Raw genomic sequence first — 22,341 nt, 5'->3', positions numbered from 1 at the left:
ACGAGCCCTCACTCCAGGGTTCCGACGACACGCGCGTGTCGTCGGAAGGTGGGCGCGCGTTAACCGGGAAGTCCGCTTCGCGACGACCCTGGAGTGACCGCAGTGCCCGAACCCTCGTCCCGCCGGTGGCAGATGGCGCGGCCCCGCCACCGCCGGATCACCGCCAAGCTGCTCGTCCTCGCCGCCTTGGCGACGGCCTTCACCGCGCAGGCCGTCGGCGCGCTGCTGCCGAACGTGCCGCTGCTGCTGGTGGCCACCGCCTCGTCACTGGCCGCCGAGGGCGCGGTGTACCGGTGGCAGCGCGGCGTGCTGTCGCTGCTGACCAAGTCGCACGCGGACGTCACCGTGCGGCACGTCCTGCGTGACCTGCTGCTCGTGGTGGGCCTGCTGCGGCTCGGCGAACAGCACCGCGAGACGGTGTACGCCCCGCTCGTCGCCGGTCTGCTCGCGTGTTACGCGCTGCACTGCGCTATCCAGGCGGTCTCCGTACTGGTCCGCCGCAGCCGCACGCTGCCGGTGGTGACCCGGAACATCGACGCCTCGGCGCTGCGGCTGTCCCCGGCGCCGCCGGTGCTGCTGCGCCGCCCCGGCCACCGGCTGCTGGTCCTCGGGCTGCCCGCGACCGGCGGGCTGCTGGCCACCGTGGCGGCCGACGCGCCGTTGTGCGGGGCGGTGGGCCTGGCCGTGTCCCTGGTGTGCTCGGTGGCCGGTCTCGGCGCGCTGCTGCTGCGGCTGCTGCCGGGCCGCCGGCCCGCCGGTGAGCAGGAGGTGCTCGACTGGTTCGACGCGTGGCTGGCGGAGTACAGGCCGACGGTCGGGCTGTACTTCTCCGGCGGCGCGTCCTCGGCGTACCAGGCGAACATGTGGCTGGAGCCGCTGGCCCGGCTCGGCGGGCGGCCGGTGGTCGTGCTGCGGGAGCGGTTCATGGTGCAGAAGCTCGCGGCGACCGATCTGCCGGTGGTGTGCCTGCCGAAGGTGTCCACGCTGATGCGGCTTGAGCACTCCACGCTCCAGGTGCTCATCCACCCCTCGAACTCCGGCAAGACCTCCCAGGTCCTGCGCATCCCCACCATCAAGCACGCCTTCGTCAACCACGGCGAGAGCGACAAGCTGTCCTCCTGCAACCCCTACGCCAAGGCGTACGACCAGGTGTGGGTGGCCGGCCCCGCGGCGCGCGAGCGGTACGCGCTGGCCGAGGTCGGCGTCGAGGACAAGGACGTCGTCGAGATCGGCCGCCCGCAACTGGACGCGGTGCGCCCGTACGCGGGGCCGCCGACCGGCCCGTACACGACCGTGCTGTACGCGCCGACCTGGGAGGGCTGGGACGGCGACCCCGGCAACACCTCGGTGATCGCGGCCGGGGAGAACCTGGTCCGGGCGCTGCTCGCCGATCCGGGCGTACGGCTGCTGTACAAGCCGCATCCGCTGACCGGGACGGTGGACCCGCGGGCCGGGGCCGCCGACCTGCGCATCCGGGAGCTGATCCGGGCGGCGAACCAGCGGCGGCCGGCGCCGCGCCCGACGGGCGGGGACGACCTCGTACGGTACGCGGCCGAGTTGGAGCGGCTGACCATGTCCGCGCCGCGGGCCGGGGCGGACATGGTGGAGCGGATGCTGGCGCAGTCGGCGCCGGAGCCGGGGCGGGCCGCGGCGGTGGCCCGGGCGGCGGCGGGGTGGAACGAGGCGTACTGGGCGTCGGTGCCCGAGGGACGGCACCTGATCGTCACCGAGGCCCGGCCCGCGCTGTACTCCTGCTTCGACCGGGCCGACCTGCTGATCAGCGATGTGTCGAGCGTGATCAGTGACTTCCTGGCCAGCGGGAAGCCGTACGCGGTCGCGAACACCAGCGGGCTCGCCCAGGAGGCGTTCCGGGTGGCGTTCCCGACAGTGGCGGCGGCGACCGTGCTGACGCCGGACGCCGCCGGGGTGCCGGCGCTGCTGGAGGCGGTGCGGTGCCCGGAGAAGGACGCGTTCGCCGAGGCCCGGGCCGCGCTGGCGCTGCGGTTGCTCGGCCCGGCCGAGCCGCCCGCGCAGGAGCGGTTCGCCGCGGCCGTGCGGGCGCTGTGCGCGTCGGCCCGCGACCACCGGGCCCGGACGGCCGGCCGCCGCACCGCGGAACTGCCCGGTCAGCGCCAGGAGAACACGGCGGAGTCGCCCTCCGGCACGGGGACGCCCGCGCCCGGCACGGAGCCGGGCTCCTCCCGGACGGGGGCCTCCGCGTCCGGCACTGCGGCGTCCGCCTCCCGCACGCCGCCGCCGGCCGGTCGCCCTCGGTGACCTCGGTGGCGACCGGCGGCGCCCGCCGACCCACGACGGCGCCCGGCGACCCACCCGGCCCGGCCCGGCCCGGCGCGGCGGACTCCCCCCGGAGGAAGACATCCGCGTCCGGTACGGCGGTCCCCCCGTCCGTCACGCCGCCGCCGGCCGGTCGTTGCCGCGGGGCCGGGAGCGCGGCAGGATCCGGCGGGCCCGGCGCAGCGCGCGGCGCAGCAGCGAGTCGGCCGACTGCTCCACGTAGCCGAGGAAGGGGCGGGCCTCGCGTCCGTGGGCCCGGTACAGCTCGTCGGGGATGCCCGCCTCGCGGTCCCGGAAGTGCGGGTAGACGAGGTAGAGGCGGCGGCCGCCCTTCTCCAGGACGGCGGCCGCCTGCCGCTTGGCCCGGACGAACTCCACGACGTCGTCCAGCAGGTCGGGCCGCTGCCGTGCCACCAGGTGCATCCGCAGCCGTTCGTCGACCTTCAGCAGCCGGGCGACGCCCGGGGTCCAGTAGGCGTCCAGCAGCGGCTTGGCCAGGTCGAGCTTGTGCCGACGGACCTCCTCGGTGTCCTTGAGCCAGCGCGGGCCGAACTGGGGCAGCAGGGTGATGGCGAAGGGGCGGACCATGAGCTTGTCGCGCTGTTCACCGGCGGGGACGAGGTCAGCGATCAGCCGCATCAGGGAGCGCGCGGAGTCGAAGCGCAGGGCGTAACTCCCGCTCTTGGTCACGTGCTTGCCGTCGTCGCGGCCCACCAGGTAGTAGCAGGTGTAGTCGGCCAGCACCGAGACGCCGTCCGCCCGCAGATACGCCTCCATCGTGAACAGCGCGTCCTCCCCGGTGAACAGGGACTCGTCGAAGCGCATGCCGTGACGTTCCAGCAGGGCGCGGCGGAACAGCTTCTGGGCGCTGAGCGTGAACTTGATGGTGGAGGAGTGGACGTCGGTGCGCTCCAGCGTCTTGCCCCACATCGACTTGGGGGCGCCGCGGTTGACGCCCTCGACGCGGCCCAGGACCACGTCGGTGCCGGCCCGGTCGGCCAGGGCGACCATCCGCTGAAGGGCCTCGGGGCCGAGCCGGTCGTCGGCGTCGAGGAAGAACACGTAGCGTCCGGTGGCCCGGTCCAGGCCGACGTTGCGCGGGCCGCTGGGGCCGCCGGAGTTCTCCTGCCGGATCACCGTGACCGGCATGGGGGCACGGGCGGCGAACCGCTCCAGGCACTCCCCGGTGCCGTCGGTGGAGCCGTCGTCCACCGCGATGACCTCGACGCGCGCCGGGTCGATGGTCTGCGCCTCGACGGAGGCCAGGCACTCGATCAGATACGGCATCGCCTCGTACGCCCCGATGATCACAGTGACATCAGGTTGCGTCCCGGTCACGTCTACTCCCTAGTCACCTGGTCATGGGAAGTTCTCCCCGTATTACCTCTTTGGCTATGCGTGAGACGGGTGGCCGGGCCGGCAGGTTGCTCAACCCCTCGGGACATGTGATCGACATCACGGTTTCCGCAGCGAAAACGGCCCGGCCCCCGAGGGCCGAGCCGTTCCGTGCGGGGCGTGCGCGGTCAGCCGGCGCCCGTGCCGTCCGCCTCACCGGCGCCGCTCGCCCGCTGCGCGGGCAGCGCGTCCGCCAGTTCCACGTCGGGGCCCCCGGCCACGATCCGGGACTCCTGGCCGACGTTGCGCGCCTCGGCCTTCACCGCGAGGTCCGCCACGGCGTCGTTGAACTGCTCGATGGAGGTCGGTTCGTCGGGACCGAGCAGGTAGCGCTTGAGGTCCCCCCGGTCCTCGGCCAGCGTGTCCCGGGCCGGGTCGCGGACCGCGGCCAGCAGCCCGTCGAGCCCGGCGGCGGTGTTGTCGAGGATCACCGCGGCGCGCACCGCCGTGTTCTGCCGCTTGAACTCCTCCTCGCCCAGCTCCCCCGAGTCGGTCACCGCGTACGGCTTGCCGCTGGCGATGAAGTCGGAGACCACGCTGGAGATGTCGGAGACCATCGCGTCGGAGACGTTGAAGCAGTCGTACAGGCGCGGCTCGGCGCCCGTGATGACCCGGTGCTCCCAGGCCGGGACGGCCGCCCAGTAGGCGTCGTTCCACTCGGCGCGCAGCCGGGCGATCTCCTCGTGCCTGCGGACGTCGACCACGCCGTCGCGGCTGGCCTCGGCCTCGTCGCCCTTGTCGGAGCCGCCGGACAGCGCGGCGAGCCGGGCCTCGACCCGGGCGAGTTCCGCCTTGGCCTTCGTCTGCGCGGAGGCGTCGGCGGCGAAGCGGGCGGCTGCGGCGCGCTCGGCGGCGGCATTCTCCACCAGGGCGGTGATCCGCCGGTGGGCGGCGCCGGCCTCCTTGCTGACGGTGCCGGTGAACGGGTGCGGCTTGTACAGGACGCGGACCGGCGGGTCGGCGGTCACCAGCCGCCGCACGATGTTCTCGCCGGCCAGCACGATCGACGTGTTGCCGGGGTTGCCGTCCCAGCCCTCCCAGGTGGGCGCGTACAGCACGGTGGGCATCCGGCCTTCCGGGACGCCGTGCCAGCCCTGGATGGGGGCCAGCTGCGGGCGGCCGACCTCGACGATGTCGTCGTCGCGGACGCCGACGTCGGCGATGGCGTAGCGGTCGCGGCCCGCGCGCCCGGCGGTCCACACCTCGTCGTAGACCTTGCTGAACGGGTTGACGCTGGCCAGCTTGTCGCTGTCGCCGTGGCCGATGAAGACGTGCTTCATGGTCGGGACGCGCAGCATGTGGATGTTCTTGCCGACGTTGGCGGCATAGAGCGCGACGCGGACCGTGGACAGGTCCATGTTCATCAGGTGCACGCCGCCGGGCACGCAGATCACCGGGACGGTGGTGGGCGCCAGGTTCTGCAGGATGACCCGCTCGCGCAGGATGACCAGCGGCCGGGTCTCCAGCTGCTCCATGGTCTCCAGCCACATGTTGACCTGGTACGCGGAGTCCTTGGAGCCGGAGAAGTACAGCACCGTCTCGGGCCGGTACTCGCCCAGCCAGTCGTCGACCGCGGCCAGCACCGTCTCGGCCTTCGGCGGGACCCGGCGGCCGCGGACGTAGCGCAGCAGGGCCAGCACGTACAAGGCGCCCAGGAACACTGTGAGGCCGATGCCGGCGAACCCGACCGCGGAGCTGTCCAGTTGCGCGGCGGCCAGTATGCCGACGACGGCGAACAGGTCGAGGTGGAGGATCTTCTCGGCGGAGCGGTGCAGCAGAGCGCGGGGCGGGGCGTCGGGGATGCGGACGCGCGAGGCCAGGTCGACGTTGCGGGTGGCGACCGGCAGCCGGCGGCGGTTGCGGATCAGGGTGACCAGGGCGCCGTGCGGGGCCTGGAGGCCGAAGAAGGCGATGAAGCAGGCGATCGCGCCGTAGTAGATCAGGTTGTCCGCGAGGGACAGCCGGGCCAGCAGGAGGACCAGCAGCAGCTGCCGGATCAGGAAGCGGATCGACAGGCCGGCCCGGACCTTGCTGAGCCGGTTGATCAGGTAGCTGCTCCTGCGGTGCAGGAAGTGGTCCGCCAGGTACGTCACGGCGGCCGCGGCGGCGAAGGCGGGGACGCTCGGGACGAGCGCGGCCACCATGAGGCCGGGGTAGCCCAGCATCATGAGGACCGCCGCGGCCAGCTCGGCCGCGCTGCCCACCCGGGCGACGCGAATAGCGGTGGATATCACGGAGAACCTGCTCTGCTCTGCTGCGGATTGTGAGCGATCGGTGAAGGTACTGATTCAGGCCCCTGCCTTCGCCCCGTCAATGGCAATCGCGACATTGACGGGCGGAGACAGAGGCCTGAATTGCAGAAGTCTATTTGCCGACGATTATTACACGCCGTCCTGACGGTCCAGCACCGCGGCCAGCGCCTGCTCGAAGCCGGACGCCTTGGCCGCGCCCGCCGTCGGGTCCTGCTGGCGTACGTCGATGACGTGGCCGGTCAGCTCGGACAGCAGCACGTCGAGCGAGGCACGGGCCACCGCGTCCGAGGAGAGCAGGCTGCCCGCGGGCTCCTGGCCGAACGCCTTGGTGCGCATCGGCGTCGCGGTCCGCTCGGGGTTGACGCAGTTGACGCGGACACCGTCGCCTGCCCACTCGTCGGAGAGCGCCTGGGTGAGGTTGACCATCGCGGCCTTGGTGGAGGAGTACAGGCTGTACTCGGCACGCCCGCGCGTGTAGCTGCTGGAGGTGTACAGCAGCAGCTGGCCCTTGGTCTCGGCCAGGTACTTGTACGAGGACCGGGCGATCTGCACCGGGGCCAGGTAGTTGACCTTCAGCGCCTCCTCGATGGTGGCGTTGTCGGTCTCGGCGAGCTTGCCTATGCGCAGCACGCCGGCGGTGTTGACGACGTAGTCGATCCGGCCGGTCTCGGCGTACGCCTTGGACAGGGCGTCGTCGACCTCCTCCGGGTTCTCCACATGGGTGCCGGTGGTGGAGCGGCCGAGCGCGTAGACCTGGGCGCCGTAGGACTCGGCGAGTTCCGCGATGTCCTTGCCGATGCCGTAGGAGCCGCCGAAGACGACCATGGTCCTGCCGGTCAGCAGTTCGCGGTAGGCGTCCTCGCTCACCTGCTCGGGGGCGGCGCTGGAGGCGAGCTGGAAGAGCTTGTCGGCGATGAAGACGTCGACGGGCTGGGTGACCTTCATGTTGTACTCGTCGCCCGCCACGACGTGGATCGGCACGTCCGGCAGGTACTTGAGCACGACCGAGCAGTCGTCGGTGGCCTGGAAGTTCGGGTCGCCGGCCGCGACCTCGTAGGCCCGCTTGATCGTGGACAGCTTGAACGCCTGCGGTGTCTGGCCGCGGCGCAGCCGGGAGCGGTCCGGGACGTCGGTGATGAACTCGCCGTCCGAGCCGTGGGTGCGGGTCACGATGATGGTGTCCGCGGACGGGATGGCCACGTCGACGGCGTCGTAGCGCTCCAGCGCGCTCACGCAGTCGTCGATGACCCGCTGCGACAGCAGGGGGCGCACCGCGTCGTGGAAGAGGACGTTGAGGTCCTCGCCTTCGCCCAGCCCCTCGCCGAGGGCGGCGATGGCGCGCTCGGTGGTCTCGTTCCGGGTCGCGCCGCCCTCGATGACCTTCTTCACCTTGGTGAAGCCGGCCTTGGCGACGATCTTCTCGATGTCGGGCACGTAGCCGGGCGCCATCAGCACGATGATGTCGTCGACGGAGTCGGCGTTCTGGAAGGTGGTCAGGGTGTGCTCGATGACTGCCTTGCCGGCGATCTTCAGCAGCTGCTTGGGGATCGACAGACCCACCCGCTGACCGGTGCCACCGGCCAGGATCACTGCGGTGGTACGGGGCTTGGCTATGTGCTGGGACACAGGTGACCTACCTTGGGGCGACAGGGAACTTCGAAATGGTCCCACTTGTGGTTACCGCAGTGCAAGGTGAGCGACCACTGCCGCATATGTGCGCGCAACCTGTCATTCACCTGACGCTCCTGGTGACGGGCGAAGCGTTCACGGCGGCGACGCGAACTCCCGTGGAATCGCTGTGAGTAACTCCACAGGAGCCCGGCGTCGCGCTGCGTGACACCCAGGGTGCCCGCTAGTGCCGGCGCAGCTTCTTCAGGGCTCGGTGACCGAGCACCTTGACGAGATCCTTGGAGGACGTCTGGTGCACCGTACGCGACGTGACCGCGGCGGTGTTGCGCACGGGCGCGGCGGCGGCCGCGGCGAGCGCCCCGTACAGCGCCTGAGCGGCCACTTCCGGGTCGATGCGCGGCTTGGTCCCGGCCGGCTCGGGGGGCTTGGGCACGGCGGACAGCAGCGCCGGGTCGCCCAGCACGCGTACGCCCATGGCGGCGATCCGGTCCGCCATCTCGGCGCCGATCTCCGCGGCGGCCTCGGCGGCCCAGCGCGGCGTGTGTATCTTCACGTCGTCCGGGCCCGGGGCGCACGCGTTCTTCATGTGCAGCACGGCGCCGTAGCGGATGAGCGAGGAATACAGCTCCTCGGGGAGTTCGTTGCCGCGGAATTCCACATTGAGCCTGCGCAGCATTTCGGTCTCGGCGAGGGTCAGCGACCGGTTCGCCGTGTCCGGGACGGGCTGGAGCAGTCCGTCGGGCAGGCCGAGCAGCGACTCGAAGGTGCGCATCAGCCCGCCGCGGTCGCGGTCGTCGACCACGACGACGGTGAGCCGCTCGGGGCCGACCGCCCGGACCCACCGCTCGACTAGCCGGTCGTGCCGGTGCCGGCGCCAGAAGCTGGGGTTGGGCTTCTCGTACGGCGGCTTCCTGAGCATGTGCTCCAGCCAGCTCTCGTAGCCCATGCGCAGGCCGTTCTGCACGTACTGCTGCCACTGCGAGGGCATGATCCTGGCCAGCGGACGCAGGGTGACCATGACGTGCACCCGGTCGCCGCCCAGTTCCCGGACGATCCGCTCGACGGTCGCGTCGTCGGGGGCGTCGGCGAAGAACTCGCTGCTGACCACCGAGGTCCGCTTGCCGGTGGCGGCGACCTGGGAGACCAGGGTCTCCCAGTGCCGCTCGGTGGGTCTGCTGTTGCCCAGCATCCCGGGGCGGGCGCAGACCGCCAGGGCGGCCGACATCGGGTGCCGGCTGTCGGCCGGGAAGTCCACGCCGTGCGCCGCCATGGCGTCCTTGGCGGCGAACAGCGCGCCCTGGATCGAGGTGGTCCCGGTCTTGTGCGGGCCTATGTGCAGCAGTCGGGTCCCGGCGGGGAACGGGGACACCCCGCTGTTGGCCGGGACGTCATCTCTCGTACAGTCCGTCTCCATGGTCAGGAGACGGTAAGAGGTCTTCCTGAGGGTTGGCTGAGAAGTGCCGAGGAGTGCGGCCGACGGTGGCGCGGCTCACACCACGGGGCGCACCTCGGGACACGCCTCGGGACACGCCTCGGGGTCATGTCACGGGTCACACCAGGGAGACCCCGGGGTCGCCCGCCTCGACCCGCAGCCGGGCCAGGGTGGAGGCGGTCGCGGTGGGCTTGAGCACCGTGTCCACCGTCCGCACCCGGGCGTCGATGCCGTCCGGGCGGATGTCGAAGAGGTGGTAGCCGCGGTGGGCGTCGATCAGCTTCCAGTGCGGGTTGTCGGCCTTGAGCGGGTCGAACTGGGCGCGGAAGGCGGCCTGGTCCTGGTCGCCGTTGCTGGAGATGGAGGTGCCGACGAACTCGGCGCCGACGACCTGCGACTTCGGGTCGGCGTAGTCGGTCCTCAGGTCGCTGACCATGGTGAGGTGGCGGTCGCCGGTGAGCACGACCGGGTTGCTCACCTTCCGGAACTCCTTCAGCAGGGCGTTGCGTTCGGCCTGGTAGCCGTCCCAGGCGTCGTAGTACCAGAGCTTGCCCTCGCCGATCTTGAGGTCGGTTTCGGCCATCATGATCTGGGAGGCGATCAGGTTCCAGCGGGCGGGTGAGCCGTGCAGCCCCTTCAGCAGCCACCTCTTCTGCGCGGCGCCGAGCATCGTCAGCTTCGGGTCCTGGGCGCCGGCCTGGCTGGTGGCCTGGTCGCTGCGGAACTGCCGGGTGTCGAGCACGTTCAGCCGGGCCAGCCGGCCGAACTCCAGGCGCCGGTACATCTGGATGTGCGGGCCGTTCGGGACGGCGGTGGCGCGGACCGGCATGTGCTCGTAGTACGCCTGGTAGGCGGCGGTGACGCGGTCCACGAAGTCTTCGGGCGTCTGCTTGGCGGGGTCCTGCGGGACCTGGCCGGCGTAGTCGTTGTCGACCTCGTGGTCGTCGAAGGTGACGACGAAGGGGGCGTTCGCGTGCATCGCGGCGAGGTCGGGGTCGCTGCGGTACTGGGCGTAGCGGTTGCGGTACTGGGTGAGGGAGTAGGGCTCCCCGGTGCCCTCGTGCGTGCGCACGGCGGTCGCGGACGGCGAGGACTCGTAGATGTAGTCCCCGACGAACAGCACGACGTCCGGGTCCTGTTCGAGCATGTCGGCGTACGGGGTGAACCAGCCGTGCTGCCAGTTCTGGCAGGAGGCCAGGGCGACGCGCAGGCCGCCGGCGCCGGTGGAGTCCGCCGCCGGGGCGGTGCGGGTGCGGCCGGTGGGCGAGAGCCGGCCGCCGGCCCGGAAGCGGAACCAGTACGTACGTCCCGGCCGCAGGCCGCGTACGTCCACGTGGACGCTGTGTCCGAAGGCGGGCCGGGCCACGGTGAAGCCGCTGCGGACCACCTTGCGGAACTTCGCGTCCGAGGACACCTGCCACTGCACCGGCACGTTCCGGGCGGGCATGCCGCCGCCGGCCAGCGGGTCGGGGGCGAGGCGGGTCCACAGTACGACGCCGTCCGGAAGCGGGTCGCCGGAGGCGACGCCGAGGCTGAACACGTCCTCCGACAGCGGCCTCTCGGCCGCCTGGGCGCTGGCGGGCTGCCAGAGCTGGCTGGTGGCCGCGGCGCCGAGCAGGGCGGCGCCGCCGGCCAGGAAGCGGCGACGGTCGGTGGGCGGTGCTCCGGTCATGGCTGAACTCCCTGGTGTCGCAGGCCTCGTGGACACTCAGGAAGCTCACGCTCCGGGGTGGTCGGGCCGCTGAACCAAGTCGTTCGCGTGCATGACAAATACATGGACGGCAGGGGTCCCGTTGCGACACGGAGACCTCACGGTGAACGGAACCGGTCGCGACGGGGCGTCACGCCCCCGCCGCGGCCCGCCCCGTCACCGGCCGCCCGGCGCCTCAGTCCGGGAAGTTGTGACCGAGCCAGCCCATGTCCTTCGGCATGCCGAGGCTGCCGGGGCCGAAGACGAACGAGCCGGTGGCGGTGGCGCCGGCGGCGGTCGTGGGGAAGACCCACACCGCGCCGACTCCCCTGTTCTCCAGGTACGCCCCCACCACCGGCTCCGCGCGGCCGTCGCCGTCGCCGTCGACCAGGTCGAGGGCGGAGCCGAACGCGTCACCCCTCTCGGCCGTGCCGGGCACGCCCGCGGTGTCCTGGTGGAAGACCCTGCCGCCGGCGCCCGTGGGTCCGTCCGGGCCGCCGGGGATCACGGCGACGGAGCCGGACGGCTGGACGGTGCCGACGCCCTCGGAGGGGTTGCCCGACAGGATGTCGCCGTAGCCGTCGCCGTTCACGTCACCCACGGTGAGGTGGCTGCCGAAGGTGTCGTCGGGCTCCTGGGTGCCGGGCACGCCCGGAGTGTCCTGGTCGATGACCTGGGTGTGGGCGGTGTCCGGGCCGTTCGCGGTGCCGTAGGAGATCCGGATGTCCTGGTAGCCCAGCAGGAGATCGGCCCGGCCGTCGCCGTCGACGTCACCGAGGGTGAGCGCGATGCCGGTCGCGTTGGCGGGGTCGCCGTCGCCGTTGGTGAGAACGGTGGCCGACGCGAGGGGGGCGTCGCCGCCGCCGCGCAGGTAGTGCAGTTCCTGGTAGCCGGCCTCTGCCTCGCCCTCCTCGTACACCGAGACGCGCGCGACGAGATCGGTGCGGCCGTCGCCGTCGGCGTCACCGGCGGCGAGGTCGGTCACGCTCTCGTTGACGGGACCGGCGAGCGCGGTCCCCCGGGTGGCGGCGGGGGTGCCGTCCCGCCCGAAGGGGCCGGTCTCCAGACTCCCCTCGCGGACCAGGTCGTCCTGGCCGTCGCCGTCGAAGTCACCGGTGGCGAGCGGACCGTCCTGGTAGGCGCCGTCACCGGCGGCCGGCAAGGTGGTCGCCGAGGTGAGGCCGCCGGGGCCGCCCCACAGCACGGTCCGGCTGCCCAGCCGTTCCCTGCCGCCGGAGGTCCACTCCTCCTCCGTCGTCAGCACCAGCAGATCGGTGTAGCCGTCACCGTCGAGGTCGGCGGTGTCCAGGGCGTACCCGAACTCGTCGCCCTGCTCGGGGGATCCGGGTATGCCTGCGGTGGCCTGTGAGTAGATCTTCTTCGCCGAGGTCGACAGCCCCGACGCCGATCCGTACAGGACGGCGACGTAACCGGCCTCGGTGACGCCGTTCACGGTGCCGAACGGGGCACCGACGGCCAGGTCCTCGTATCCGTCGCCGTTGAAGTCCTGCCGCAGCTCCACCGCCCCGGCGGGCCGGGCCTGGGCGAGCGGTGACATGGCCGAGGTCGCGGCCACGAGCGCGACGGCGATCGTCAGGGCCCGGCCGGACTGTGCTGCATCGAGGCGTCTGGACACGTCATCTCCGGTGGTCGTACGGCAGTCGGCCGCGGGACGGATCAGAGAGCCGTCCCGCGCTGCCCGGTACGACTCACCGGCCGCCGGATTGGTTGTCCTGGAAGGTGACGCGAATTCACCCCTGATTCACCAGGTTCACCGCGCCACCGCACCCACCGCGCCCACCTCTAGAACGGGTCGAAGCCCTCGAACGCCTCGTCCGCCTCGTCCCGCTCGGCCTGCCGGTCCCGGCGGCGCTGGGCCGCGGGCCGGGGCGCCTCGAAGCGGTGGTCCTCGCCGCGCCGGCCGAGCATCTCCGCCCCGGCCATCATCGACGGCTCCCAGTCGAAGACGACGGCGTTGTCCTCGGGGCCGATGGCGACGCCGTCGCCCGACCGGGCCCCGGCCTTCAGCAGCTGGTCCTCGACACCGAGCCGGCCCAGCCGGTCGGCGAGGTAGCCGACGGCCTCGTCGTTGTTGAAGTCGGTCTGCCGCACCCAGCGCTCGGGCTTCTCGCCCCGCACCCGGTACAGCCCGTCCTCCTCGCGGGTGACCGTGAAGCCCGTGTCGTCCACGGCCTTGGGCCGGATGACGATCCGCGTCGCCTCCTCCTTGGGCCGGGCGGCACGTGCCCCGGCCACCAGCTCGGCGAGCGCGAACGACAGCTCCCGCAGCCCGAGGTGGGCCACGGCCGACACCTCGAAGACGCGGTAGCCGCGCTGCTCCAGCTCGGGCCGGACCATCTCGGAGAGGTCCTTGCCGTCCGGGACGTCGATCTTGTTGAGGACGACGACCCGCGGCCGGTCCCCGAGCCCGCCGTACTGCCGCAGCTCCTCCTCGATGATGTCGAGGTCGGAGAGCGGGTCGCGGTCGGACTCCAGGGTCGCCGTGTCCAGCACGTGCACCAGCACGCTGCACCGCTCCACGTGCCGCAGGAACTCCAGGCCGAGCCCGCGGCCCTGGCTGGCGCCCGGGATCAGCCCCGGCACGTCCGCGATCGTGTAGACGGTCGACCCGGCGGTGACGACACCGAGGTTCGGCACCAGCGTGGTGAACGGATAGTCCGCGATCTTCGGCTTGGCGGCGCTCAGCACCGAGATCAGCGAGGACTTGCCCGCGCTCGGGTACCCGACGAGCGCCACGTCGGCGACGGTCTTCAGCTCCAGTACGACGTCCTGGAGGTCACCGGGCTCACCGAGCAGCGCGAAGCCGGGCGCCTTGCGGCGGGCGGAGGCCAGCGCCGCGTTGCCGAGCCCGCCGCGCCCGCCCTGGGCGGCGACGAAGGAGGTGCCGTGGCCGACCAGGTCGGCCAGCACGTTGCCCGCCTTGTCCAGGACGACGGTGCCGTCCGGGACCGGCAGCACCAGGTCCTGGCCGTCCTTGCCGGAGCGGTTGCCGCCCTCGCCGGGCTTGCCGTTGGTGGCCTTGCGGTGCGGGGAGTGGTGGTAGTCGAGCAGGGTGGTCACGGACTGGTCGACGGTGAGGATGACGTCGCCGCCCCGGCCGCCGTTGCCGCCGTCCGGGCCGCCCAGCGGCTTGAACTTCTCCCGGTGCACGGAGGCACAGCCGTGACCTCCGTTACCCGCGGCGACATGCAGTTCGACGCGGTCCACGAAGGTGGTCATGGGATGTGCCTCCAGTTACGTACGGGTGTTTCCTGATCCAACACGCGAAAGGCGGACCCGCTTCCCGGAAGGGAAGTGAGGTCCGCCTCGCGAAAGTCTCCGGTCAGGCGACCGGGACGATGTTCACGACCTTGCGGCCACGCGCGGTGCCGAACTGCACCGAACCGGCCTGCAGCGCGAACAGCGTGTCGTCGCCACCGCGGCCGACACCGGCGCCCGGGTGGAAGTGGGTGCCGCGCTGGCGGACGATGATCTCACCCGCGTTGACGACCTGACCGCCGAAGCGCTTCACGCCGAGCCGCTGGGCGTTGGAGTCGCGACCGTTCCGGGTGGACGATGCGCCCTTCTTGTGTGCCATCTCTCCTCAGTCCCTTACTTCGCAGCCGCGGGGATCTCAGTGACCTTGATCGCCGTGTACTGCTGGCGGTGGCCCTGACGACGGCGGTAGCCGGTCTTGTTCTTGTAGCGCAGAATGTCGATCTTCTGCCCCTTGTGGTGGTCCACGACCTCGGCCTGGACCTTGATGCCGGCCAGCACCCACGGGTCGCTGGTCACAGCGTCGCCGTCGACAACGAGCAGGGTCGAGAGCTCGACCGTGTCGCCAACCTTGGCAGTGGAAATCTTGTCAACCTCAACGATGTCACCGACAGCAACCTTGTGCTGACGGCCACCGCTGCGCACGATGGCGTACACGCGGATCTCTCTTTCGCTCGGAGAACGGCACCCCCGCAGGCCAGCCGCCCGAGCCAACGGACGGCCTCTCCCTGGACGCCGGGCGCCCGGGAGGATGAGGTTTACGGGGATGTGGCGTGCCTATGGACACGCCGACGGTCAAGGTTACGGGGACCGCATCCGCCGGTCAAACCGAGTCCGGCCGACCGGACTGGGACGACCGGGCTGGGACGACCGGGCTGGGACGACCGGATCGCGGGCGGGAACGGCGCGGGGCGCCGCCCGACCCTCGGGTCGGGCGGCGCCCCGCGCCGTCGCGTCCGGCTCAGTCCTCCGTCGTGGCCGACACCGACTGCGCCGACTGCTCGGCCGCCGCGGTCTTCCTCGACGTGGTCTTCCTGGCGGCCGACTTGGTGGTCTTCGCCGCCTTCTTCGCCGTCGTCCGCGCCGTCGTCTTCCGGGCTGCGGTCTTGGTGGCCGCCGCCTTCTCGGACGCCGCCTCGGGCGTCGTCCCGGACGCCGCCTCGGTCGCCGCCGCCTCCGGGGCCGCCGCCTCCGACGCCGCCTTCTTGGCCGTCGTCTTCCTGGCGGCCGTCTTCTTGGCGGCGGTCTTGGTGGCCGCCGTCTTCTTGGCTGCCGTCTTCTTCGCCGGGGCCTTCTTGGCCGCCTTGCGGGCGGTCTTCTTGGCCGGGGCGGCCTCCTCGGCGGCCGGGGCCTCCGCATCGGCCGGGGCCTCCGCGGCCGGGGCCTCGGCGGACGGGACGACCACGACGGCCGCCTCCGCGTCGGCGGTGGGCGCGGTGGCCTTGCGCACGGCACGGCGCCGCGGACGGGCCGGGGGCGCGGGCTCGGCGGCCACCGGCTCGGGCTGCTGCTCGGCCTGGGCCGCCTGCGGCTCGGTCCGCTCCACCGGGGCGGCGGATTCCGGAACCGTCACCACGGCGGCCTCCGCACCGGCCGGCGAACCGGCGGGGGCGGACGCCTTACGGGTCGCCCTGCGGCGCGTACGGCCCTTGGGAGCGGCCTCCGCGGCGGGCGCCTCGGCGACGGCCGGGGCCGCCTGCTCCTCCGGCGTGCCGACCACCGCGTCCTCCACGGCCGCGGGCTCGGCCAGCGCCTCGGCGGCCGGCTCAGGCCGCACCGGACGCTCGGTCTCCTCCCGCGCCGTCACGTCCTGCGCCGTCGGTACCTCGGCCTGCGGAGCCCGAGCGGCCTGCGAAGCCTGGGCGAGCTCGCCGGACCCGGCGGCCGGGGAGACCTCCACGGCCTCCGGCTTCGGCGCGCTCGCCGGGGCCGACGCGCGCCGGCCGGCCCGGCGCCGGTTCCGGCCGCGCTTGGCCGCGGCCTCCGCCTCGTAGACGCTGCTGTACAGCTCCTCGTCGGGCGCGAAGTCGGGCGACGGCAGGGCGATCGGCTCGGTGACGCGCTCCGCGGTCTGCTCGGCCTCGGCCTCCGCCTCCTGCTCCGCCGTCGGCGTCTCGACGGTGAACGCGGCCTCGTGCTCGTGCTCGTGCGGCTGCTCGGCGCCGCCCGCGCGGGCCCGCTTGCGCCGCTTGCCGCCGCCGTTGCCGCCGGCGGAGGGCTGGTCGAGGTGGACGATGACGCCGCGCCCGTTGCAGTGCACGCAGGTCTCGGAGAACGACTCCAGCAGGCCCTGGCCGACCCGCTTGCGGGTCATCTGCACCAGCCCCAGCGAGGTCACCTCGGCGACCTGGTGCTTCGTACGGTCCCGGCCCAGGCACTCCAGCAGGCGCCGCAGCACCAGGTCCCGGTTGGACTCCAGCACCATGTCGATGAAGTCGATCACGATGATGCCGCCGAGGTCGCGCAGCCGCAGCTGGCGCACGATCTCCTCGGCCGCCTCCAGGTTGTTCCTGGTGACCGTCTCCTCCAGGTTGCCGCCCTGGCCGGTGAACTTCCCGGTGTTGACGTCGATGACGACCATCGCCTCGGTCCGGTCGATCACCAGCGAACCGCCGCTCGGCAGCCAGACCTTGCGGTCCAGCGCCTTGGCGAGCTGCTCGTCGATCCGGTACGTGGCGAAGACGTCGACCTCGCTGGTCCACTTGGACAGCCGGTCGGCCAGGTCGGGCGCGACGTGGGAGACGTACCCGTGGACGGTCTGCCAGGCGTCCTCGCCGCTGACGACGACCTTGGTGAAGTCCTCGTTGAAGATGTCGCGGACGACCCGGACGGTCATGTCCGGCTCGCCGTACAGCAGCGTCGGCGCGTTGCCGCTCTTGGCCTTCTTCTTGATCTCTTCCCACTGCGCCTGGAGCCGCTCGACGTCGCGGCGCAGCTCGTCCTCGCTGGCGCCCTCGGCGGCGGTGCGCACGATGACGCCCGCGTCCTCGGGGACGATCTTCTTGAGGATGGTCTTCAGCCGGGCCCGCTCGGTGTCGGGCAGCTTGCGGCTGATGCCGGTCATCGAGCCCTCGGGCACGTACACGAGGTAACGGCCGGGCAGGGAGACCTGGCTGGTGAGGCGGGCGCCCTTGTGGCCGATGGGGTCCTTGGTCACCTGGACCAGGACCGACTGGCCGGACTTCAGGGCCGACTCGATGCGGCGCGGCCCGTTCGCCATGCCGAGCGCCTCGAAGTTGACCTCACCGGCGTAGAGCACGGCGTTGCGGCCCTTGCCGATGTCGATGAAGGCGGCCTCCATCGACGGCAGCACGTTCTGCACCTTGCCGAGGTAGACGTTGCCGACGTACGAGGTGGCCTGCTCCTTGTTGACGTAGTGCTCGACGAGCACCCCGTCCTCCAGGACGCCGATCTGCGTGCGCTCGCCGTGCTGGCGCACGACCATCACGCGCTCGACGGCCTCGCGGCGGGCCAGGAACTCGGCCTCGGTGATGATCGGGACGCGCCGGCGCCCCTGCTCCCGGCCTTCCCGGCGGCGCTGCTTCTTGGCCTCCAGGCGGGTCGAGCCCTTGATGGACTGCACCTCGTCGGAGGGCTCCGCACCCTTTTCCCGCGGGGGCCGGGGCTCGCGGACCTTGACGACGGTCCGCTCGGGGTCGTCGGAGGACTGCTCGGCCTCACCGGAGCCGTCCCCGGCCCGGCGGCGACGGCGACGGCGGCGACGGCTGCTGCTGGAGCCGGACCCGCCGGTCCCCTCGCCGCCCCGCGTGTCCGTGTCGTCGTCCTCGGTGTCGTCCTCGTCGGCCTGCTCGGCGGTGTCCTCGGCGTCCTGCGCGGCCTGCGCGGCGGCGAGGTGCTCGGTGTCGGCGTCCGTGCCGTCGGTGTCGTGGTCGGCGTCGCCGTCGGTCAGGTCGCCCCGGCGACGGCGACGGCCGCCCCGGCGACGACGGCGGCGCGAGCCGCCCTCCTCGGCGTCGGCCCCGTCCGCGTCCTCGTCCGGCTCCTCGGCGTCCGCCTCGGCCTCCGGCTCGTCCACCTCGGCGGCGGTCTCGACGGGCCGCTCCTCGGCGGCCTCGTCGGCGGCGCCCCGGCGACGGCGGCGGCGCGACCCGGTGGGCTGCTCCTCCACTGCCTCCGTGGCCTCCGCGACCGGCGTGCGCTCCGGCTCGTCCTCGGGCTCCCGGGCTCCGGCGGCCACCGCGGCCGCCTCCGCCGCGGCCCGCTCGGGCGTCTGGAACTGGGGTTCGGTGAACACCGGCGGCTGGAACAGCGCGACGGCGGGACGGGCCGGGCGGGCCGCCCGCTCCTCGCCCGCCGAGCCGGACCCGGCCTTCCGCGCGGGCTCGGCGAAACCGGTGGCGGCCTTGCGGACGGCCCGGCGGCGCGCACGACGCGGGGCGGCCTCCTCGGCGGGGGCCTCGGTGGCGGGGGCCGTCTCGGCGTCCTCGGCCGGCGCGACGGGTTCCGCCGCGGCGCTGCCGGGCGTCCTGGCGCTCTCCGGCGTGTCGACGGTCTCCGGCGTGTCGGTGCCCTCCGGCGTCTCGACCGGGGCGGTCACCCGACGGGTCGCCCGCCTACGGCTGCGGCGCGGAGCGGCGTCCTCGGCGGCCGGGGCGCTCTCGGCAGCCGGCGCCTCAGACGTCACAGAAGTCTCGGGCGCCGGTTCGGCCGGCGCAGGGGTCCCGGCAGTCCCGGCAGCCTCGGTCGCCTCAGCGGTCGCCGCAGGCGCCGCCACGCTACGGGTGGCACGCCGACGGGCGCGACGCGGAGCGGCCTCCTCGGCGGCCGGGGCGCTCTCGGCAGCCGGCGCCTCAGCAGTCCTGGACGCCGCCTCAGAGGTCACCTCGGACGTCACGGACGCCCCGGCGCTCTCTGCCGCCGCCACAGGCGCCGCCACGCTACGGGTGGCACGCCGACGGCTGCGACGCGGAGCGGCGGCGCTGTCGTCGGAGGCGGTGGACGCGGCGGGCTCGGCCGCCACGGGCCGGGCCGGTGCCGCCTCGGCGGCGGGCGTCGCGGGGACCACGGTCTCGGCGTCCGTCGCGGACGTGGGGGCCCCGGCGGGCGCGGAGGCACGGCGCACCGCGCGACGGCGCGGGCGGGCGGCGGGCTCCTCCACCGGCTTCTCGGCCGGCTCGGTCTCCTCCGCCTCTTCGACGGCCTCGTCGGCGAGTTCGTCCGAGAGGTCTTCGGCAAGGTCCGTACCGGCGGCCGGAACAGCCGGTTCCACGGTCTCCGCCGGAGTACCGGAGGAGCCGGCCGGCGGACCCGCCGGCCGGGACGCGGCCCGGCGCCGGCGGCGCGGCGGCAGGGTGTCGCTGGGGGTGTTGTCGGGTGCGGAGCCGGTCACGGACTCCGTGGATTCGGTCGGTTCGAGCATGCGGGCGTATCTCCCGTCAGGCTCCCGGGCGCCGCGCCTGGTCCGGCGTCGATCTCGTCGACCTCCGGTGACGTCCGCGGCTCGCGCTCTGCGCGGATACCGCCGTCCGTTGGCGCGGGCGCCGCTCGGGAGCTCGCTGTGTCCTGTCTCACCGGTTCCGTACAACCTTGTCGCGTACGGCCTGGCGAAAGTCTTGTGGTCGGTGGCGCTGCCCGACCCAGGTGGCTCCCGAGTTCGACGGCGGCGCTTACGACGTCCGTCCCTTCGCGGGACCTTCCTTACGCCGGCGCCGTCGCGGCGGCAGTCGCGGCGGCCGTCTGCGGCGCGGTCGCTACTGCCTCGCGGTCGAGCGCGAGCGGGTCGGTCACCGTGCCGGTCTCTTCATCGAGCAGCCCCTGCGCCAGCCTGGTCACCGCTACGGGGACCGGCGGCGCCAGGTCGGCCACGGCGCGGAGACCGGACAGGACGTCGTCGGGTCGCACGGCAGGCGTCACGTGCCGAACAACCAGCCGCAGTATCGCACAGGGCTGGTCACTCGGCCTATCAGCCGGGGAACCGTGCGGCTGAACACTCTCCAGGCGCACGACGGCGGAGCGGGCGTCGCAGGTGCGCACGCCGTTCTTGGTGCGGCGCTGCACCTCCACCGCGGGCGCCTCGTTGAAGGCGTCCACCGCGCGGCCGGCCTCGGCCGGGTCCACCCCGTCCAGCCGCAGCTCCCACTCGGAAGCCGTCAGCCGGTCGGCGAGTCCGGAGGTCCGGGCCTCGACCGCGTCGACGACGTCCAGCCCGGCGGGCAGGGACGCGTCGAGGAGGGTTCTCAGCTGCTCCGGGTCACGCGCCGAGGTGAGCGCGATCTCCAGGTACTCCGCCTCACTGCCCGTGCCGGTGGGTGCGGCATTGGCGTACGACACCTTCGGGTGCGGGGTGAACCCCGCCGAGTACGCCATCGGCACCTCGGCGCGGCGCAGCGCACGCTCGAAGGCGCGCTGGAAGTCACGGTGGCTGGTGAACCGGAGGCGGCCGCGCTTGGTGTAGCGCAGTCGGATGCGCTGCACCGCGGGTACCGGCGGCGGGCCTTCGGGCTGTCGCTTGCCCAGGGTCGTTCAGTCCTTCGTGAGAGCGGTCGTACTACTCGTGAGAGCGGTCGTACTACTACCAAGAGTACGTGCCTCGGCACCGGAAGGTTCCCGCCGGTCCACCGGCCGCACCTGCCGGGGCGTCCCGAACAGCGCGCGCCGCACATCGGCCTGCGCCTGCCGCACCGAGGCCCGTACGGAGGCGAGGCCCTGCCGCACGGCCCGCCCGGCACCCCGCGCCGCCTCGGCGACCGGCCGCAGGACGTGGTCGCGCACCACGTGCCCCACGGGCGTCAGCACCGTCCGGTACACCCAGCGCACCGGCTCGACGAAGATCCACCGCAGCAGCGTCCCGAGGAACCGTCCGACCGCCCGGGAGATGTGGCCGGCGACCCGCCAGGCATGGCCGAGGGCGGCCCCGGCCTCCCGCCCGATCACGGCGAGGACCCGGCCGACGGGCGCCAGCACCCACCGCCACAGGGCGAGGGCGGGCAGCACCAGCAGGACCCGCCCGGTCCAGTACAGAGCCGTACCCATCCCGGTCACCACCATGCGCGCACACCACGCCACTGCCCTGCCGCACCAGGCGAGCGCGCGCCCGAGCGGCGCCAGCACCCACCGGTGGAGCCAGCCCACCGGGAGCACGACCAGATACCGCGCCAGCCACACCAGGGCCGCCCACAGCCCCGTCGCGACCGGCACGACCAGCCGCGCGTACACCCACCCCAGCGCGTGCCCCACCGGCGTCAGCACCCACCGGTACACCCACTGGACCGGCCGGACGACCAGCACCGTCCCGAGCCATCCGGCCCCCTTGGCCAGGGGGACGAGGACGTACCGCCACAGCGCCACCACCGGCCGGACGAACACCGCCCGCGCCAGCCACAGCGCCGCCCGCCCCAGCGGCCGCAGCACCGTGCGCCCCAGGAACCGCCCGGCGACCACCAGCGCGTCCCACGCCATCCGCACGGGCAGCACCAGCACGAGCGCCACGATCCGCACCGGAACGCGGACGGCGACGGTGAGGCACCCTTCGGCGGACTGCCCCGCCCCGGGCGTCACGTCCCGCGCGTTCCGGGGCGGCTTTTCGAGTTCCATACCGGAGTAGACGCCGGACCGGCCCCTGTGGATGCGGCTCGCTCGACCGTCAGCGGCAGCGGCTTCCTGCCGGTCACCGTGGTCATGATGGTCCCGCCGGCTCCGGTGCGCCGCGGGTCAGCCGCGGGGCAGCACGCCCAGGAGGGTGGCGGTCAGGGCGAGCTTCAAGGAGTCCTTCATCTCCAGGTGGAAGCGGCCCAGGTCGGGCTCCGCCTGGTAGGCCGCCCGCAGGCTGGGCGGCGGCGTGCTGTACGCCGGCAGCGCGCCGGCCATGAGCATGGTCTGCAGGCTGAACAGCGTCGCGTTCTCGCCCAGCTCCGGCAGGCACTTCTGGAGCAGGGCGGTCATGGTGGCCAGGCGCTCCAGGGAGGCGCGCTTGTAGCGTGCGACGACCTCGACGGAGACGTTGCGTTCCAGGACGCTGCTCTGTGCCCCGAAGAGGTCGCACAGCACCACCCGGCCGGAGAGGGAGCGGCTGAGGACCTCCGCCACCGCCGCCGCCCGCTCGTCCATGGGCAGATCCTCGTCGACACCGGCGGCCAGCTCGCCTTCCAGTTGCGTCAGCCACTCCCGCAGGAGGCGGTCCAGCAGTTCCAGCAGGACCGCCTCGCGCGACTCGAAGTAGCGCAGCACGTTCGGCTTCGCCAGTCCTACGCGGCGGCTCAGCTCGTTCAGGGTGACCGCGGCCACGGGCATCTCGTCGAGCATCGCCGACGCCGTGTCGAGGATCGCCTGCCGGCGGATCTCCCGCTGCTCCTCGGTTCGCGCCCGCTGGAAAGTCACGATCACCACCCTAACTTAGGTACCTCCGGTACGTT

At 73.0% G+C, this 22,341-nt stretch carries 14 protein-coding genes; 1 reads left to right on the top strand and 13 read right to left on the bottom strand.

Going from position 1 to position 22,341, the window contains the following annotated elements:
- The first annotated feature begins 132 nt into the window (after positions 1–132).
- A complete protein-coding gene (locus ACZ3IG_RS02105; RefSeq protein ID WP_467429159.1) occupies positions 133–2,277 on the top strand; it encodes a hypothetical protein in 2,145 nt (714 codons plus the stop codon).
- Positions 2,278–2,409: 132 nt separating this feature from the next.
- Here ACZ3IG_RS02105 and ACZ3IG_RS02100 read toward each other — a convergent pair whose 3' ends face one another.
- The 13 genes from ACZ3IG_RS02100 to ACZ3IG_RS02040 all read right to left on the bottom strand — a co-directional run bounded on the left by ACZ3IG_RS02100 (position 2,410) and on the right by ACZ3IG_RS02040 (position 22,306).
- The gene (locus ACZ3IG_RS02100; protein WP_467428119.1) at positions 2,410–3,633 is read right to left on the bottom strand and encodes a glycosyltransferase family 2 protein; all 1,224 of its coding nucleotides are present in this window, start codon (positions 3,631–3,633) and stop codon (positions 2,410–2,412) included.
- A 185-nt stretch (positions 3,634–3,818) separates the two neighbouring features.
- A complete protein-coding gene (locus ACZ3IG_RS02095; protein WP_467429158.1) occupies positions 3,819–5,894 on the bottom strand; it encodes a hypothetical protein in 2,076 nt (691 codons plus the stop codon).
- 177 nt (positions 5,895–6,071) lie between these two features.
- A complete protein-coding gene (locus ACZ3IG_RS02090) occupies positions 6,072–7,568 on the bottom strand; it encodes a D-ribitol-5-phosphate cytidylyltransferase (RefSeq protein WP_467428117.1) in 1,497 nt (498 codons plus the stop codon).
- A gap of 226 nt (positions 7,569–7,794) precedes the next feature.
- Positions 7,795–8,985: a hypothetical protein gene (locus tag ACZ3IG_RS02085; RefSeq protein ID WP_467428116.1), complete on the bottom strand. Its 1,191-nt coding sequence runs from the start codon at positions 8,983–8,985 to the stop codon at positions 7,795–7,797.
- A 136-nt stretch (positions 8,986–9,121) separates the two neighbouring features.
- On the bottom strand, positions 9,122–10,675 hold the full coding sequence (locus ACZ3IG_RS02080) for an alkaline phosphatase D family protein (protein WP_467428114.1): 1,554 nt from the start codon (positions 10,673–10,675) through the stop codon (positions 9,122–9,124).
- Positions 10,676–10,889: 214 nt separating this feature from the next.
- Positions 10,890–12,329 carry an FG-GAP-like repeat-containing protein gene (locus tag ACZ3IG_RS02075; RefSeq protein ID WP_467428113.1) on the bottom strand — a complete coding sequence of 480 codons (1,440 nt, stop codon included), beginning with the start codon at positions 12,327–12,329 and terminating at the stop codon, positions 10,890–10,892.
- Positions 12,330–12,496: 167 nt separating this feature from the next.
- Positions 12,497–13,933, bottom strand: a complete 1,437-nt coding sequence (gene obgE / locus ACZ3IG_RS02070; protein ID WP_467428111.1) for a GTPase ObgE — start codon at positions 13,931–13,933, stop codon at positions 12,497–12,499.
- Between the two features lie 103 nt (positions 13,934–14,036).
- Positions 14,037–14,291 carry a 50S ribosomal protein L27 gene (gene rpmA / locus ACZ3IG_RS02065; RefSeq protein ID WP_215169040.1) on the bottom strand — a complete coding sequence of 85 codons (255 nt, stop codon included), beginning with the start codon at positions 14,289–14,291 and terminating at the stop codon, positions 14,037–14,039.
- Between the two features lie 14 nt (positions 14,292–14,305).
- Positions 14,306–14,626 carry a 50S ribosomal protein L21 gene (gene rplU, locus ACZ3IG_RS02060; protein WP_004931419.1) on the bottom strand — a complete coding sequence of 107 codons (321 nt, stop codon included), beginning with the start codon at positions 14,624–14,626 and terminating at the stop codon, positions 14,306–14,308.
- Between the two features lie 304 nt (positions 14,627–14,930).
- Entirely contained in the window at positions 14,931–19,349 is a 4,419-nt protein-coding gene (locus ACZ3IG_RS02055; protein WP_467428107.1) for an Rne/Rng family ribonuclease, read from the bottom strand.
- 278 nt (positions 19,350–19,627) lie between these two features.
- Positions 19,628–20,404, bottom strand: coding sequence for a TIGR03936 family radical SAM-associated protein (locus tag ACZ3IG_RS02050; protein WP_467428106.1), 777 nt, complete (start codon positions 20,402–20,404; stop codon positions 19,628–19,630).
- Between the two features lie 48 nt (positions 20,405–20,452).
- Complete coding sequence (locus tag ACZ3IG_RS02045) at positions 20,453–21,523, bottom strand: hypothetical protein (protein ID WP_467428105.1); 1,071 nt, start codon at positions 21,521–21,523, stop codon at positions 20,453–20,455.
- Between the two features lie 117 nt (positions 21,524–21,640).
- Positions 21,641–22,306, bottom strand: coding sequence for a TetR/AcrR family transcriptional regulator (locus ACZ3IG_RS02040; RefSeq protein ID WP_467428103.1), 666 nt, complete (start codon positions 22,304–22,306; stop codon positions 21,641–21,643).
- Between the last annotated feature and the right edge of the window lie 35 nt (positions 22,307–22,341).

Source organism: Streptomyces sp. NPDC016677, assembly GCF_055562815.1.
This window is presented reverse-complemented; position numbering and strand designations above follow the sequence as displayed.

Bases quoted from the DNA above. Each gene is read 5' to 3' on its own strand.
- ACZ3IG_RS02105 (WP_467429159.1), top strand. From the start codon at position 133: ATGGCGCGGCCCCGCCACCGCCGGATCACCGCCAAGCTGCTCGTCCTC.
- ACZ3IG_RS02085 (WP_467428116.1), bottom strand. From the start codon at position 8,985: ATGGAGACGGACTGTACGAGAGATGACGTCCCGGCCAACAGCGGGGTG.
- ACZ3IG_RS02080 (WP_467428114.1), bottom strand. From the start codon at position 10,675: ATGACCGGAGCACCGCCCACCGACCGTCGCCGCTTCCTGGCCGGCGGC.
- obgE (WP_467428111.1), bottom strand. From the start codon at position 13,933: ATGACCACCTTCGTGGACCGCGTCGAACTGCATGTCGCCGCGGGTAAC.
- rpmA (WP_215169040.1), bottom strand. From the start codon at position 14,291: ATGGCACACAAGAAGGGCGCATCGTCCACCCGGAACGGTCGCGACTCC.
- ACZ3IG_RS02055 (WP_467428107.1), bottom strand. From the start codon at position 19,349: ATGCTCGAACCGACCGAATCCACGGAGTCCGTGACCGGCTCCGCACCC.
- ACZ3IG_RS02045 (WP_467428105.1), bottom strand. From the start codon at position 21,523: ATGGAACTCGAAAAGCCGCCCCGGAACGCGCGGGACGTGACGCCCGGG.